The following is a 2,136-nucleotide window of genomic DNA, read 5'->3' as shown; positions in this document are numbered from 1 at the left end:
AAAAAAGAACCTCTTATTTCCTACAATGGCTTTTCTAACTTGATCTGGTGTCAAGGTATCAATATTAAGACCCAATTCTTTATAAGCAGCAATCACAGCGCCACCGAGCTGATACTTTCGATTGTTTTCAGCTTTACGCTTTTTCCCTGCATCTTTTTTCTGGATCTGACTCAAGTACAGCTCCAAATCAGCATATTGCAGTTTTTGAGCTTTGAAATTCAGATATCGGGTACACATCATCTTCAGAATATTCAGTTCAGCAACACCCAGTTGATTGTCCTGGTATGCATGAAACAACTCGATAAATTTAGCTTCATATTCAGTCTGTCTAGGATTTTTAGACAGCTCATCAAACAGCAGCTGAAGCTTCAGATGCTCTCTGTAAGGTTTTAATGCTTCTTTGACTAATATTTTATGAGCTTCAGACAACATCTCAAAATTAAAGTCTTCAGCCTCCAATGCATCAATGACCTGATTCTGTAATTCAGTACGTCGATTGTTCTCTAATAAAAAATCCACGAAAGCATGTAACTCTGCTCTCTGAAGTAACTGAGCTGGTCGACCACGCTTTTTTGCTTTTTCCATTTCCATCATCTGCCGCTAAATTTTCAGAACTGCTACCGATTTAATTATGGTTTTACCATAATTAAATCGGGCAGTCTGAAAATAATTATTTAAAATAAAAATAAAATTTCTTGAAAAGAATTTTTATTTTTATTTTAAATAATTCGCACTTGACAGTTTCTCCTGATCGGAGAAACTAGTACGCAATGGGGCGATTCCCCCTTGACCCCCTTCAACCGGATTTTTCAGCCATCCAGGCATTCCAAATCCGGGCGGTTTTCATTCCGTTTCACTGCATAAAAACCGGTCTAGAACCCAACAGAGGTAAGCATGGCCAGCTATCATTTCAGCGTCAAAAGTAAAAATAAAGGCTACGCCATTCAGCATTACCTCTACCTTGCACGGCTAATGCAGTATGAGCAGGTCCGCAAAAACAGTAATGAGGTGCTGGAACATGTTGAGCCTGGCCGCTGTATGCCTTCTTTCGTTAAAGATCCAATCGAATTTTGGCATGCAGCAGATACTTATGAACGAGCGAATGCCAAGGCCTATATGGAGTATGAAATTGCCCTACCAAATGAGTTCACGCCAGAACAGCGTAAAACGCTCATAGAGACGTTTTTAGACAAACATATAATTCCACAGCAATATCCGCATTCATACGCCATACATAACGTTAAATCGCGCCTCAGTGGCGAAGATCAGCCTCATTGTCACATCATGTTCTCGCTAAAAGCCGATGACAGTATTGAACGGACAGCCGAACAATATTTCAAACGCTATAACCCCAAAGATCCAAGCAAAGGCGGTGCAAAGAAAATCCAGCTGCAGGATGGCCACGCAGACTATTCCACTTTTTTAATTTATATCCGAAAACAATGGGAAAACCATCTGAATGATGCCCTTGCACAGCACTGTCCAACCGTCACCTACACACTGGATGGCCAAGACATCACCATCAAAAATCAGGTTTCAGCTGACAACTATGAGAAATACAACGAGATCCATGGCACCTTGTATCTCCCGGAACCCAAATTAGGTGCTGGGAAACAGAATGAAACCGTGGAATACCTGGCTGAGATCCAGAAAATCCGGCTGCACAATGCCAAAGAACGAGAAATGGAACAAAAGCAGCGGCAACAGACGCAGACACATGAATATTTCTATTCATGCTTGAATGAGCCTTACACCTCACTCGAAGTCATGCACTACTTGAATTACTTGGCCAAAAAAGCCAAAAACCAAAAAGAACTCAATCAAGATTTCAAAGAAATCATCAAAACACAGAAGCCAATGCTTCAGACTGAACATTGGAACCTGAACAGGATGGATTACCAGCTGAAAAATTCACTCGAATATCCAGATCCCCAAATCGAGTTCAATCCTGTCTTAAAATCTCAGGCTGAACAATCGAAAGTTATTCAAACCAACCAACCTGCTGAATCTACTCTGTCATCCATACAGCCTAAACCAAAGAATGATGATTATGATTTTGGCGGTCCCTAGGTTTGATGTTTTCTATATACCTAGAAGGTATATAAAGAGCGTGTGCTACGATCGACTGATTAGCAA

General features: G+C 40.7%; 2 protein-coding genes. One reads left to right on the top strand and one right to left on the bottom strand.

Going from position 1 to position 2,136, the window contains the following annotated elements; translation table 11 throughout:
* A partial coding sequence (locus tag FTV43_RS15120; RefSeq protein ID WP_179995807.1) for a hypothetical protein occupies window positions 1–591 on the bottom strand: 591 nt, incomplete at its 3' end.
* Window positions 592–894: 303 nt separating this feature from the next.
* Here FTV43_RS15120 and FTV43_RS15115 point away from each other — a divergent pair.
* Window positions 895–2,070 carry a MobA/MobL family protein gene (locus tag FTV43_RS15115; RefSeq protein ID WP_179995806.1) on the top strand — a complete coding sequence of 392 codons (1,176 nt, stop codon included), beginning with the start codon at window positions 895–897 and terminating at the stop codon, window positions 2,068–2,070.
* Window positions 2,071–2,136 lie beyond the last annotated feature (66 nt).

This window comes from Acinetobacter sp. YH16053 (genome assembly GCF_013417035.1).
Taxonomy (GTDB): Bacteria; Pseudomonadota; Gammaproteobacteria; order Pseudomonadales; family Moraxellaceae; genus Acinetobacter; species Acinetobacter towneri.
This window is presented reverse-complemented; position numbering and strand designations above follow the sequence as displayed.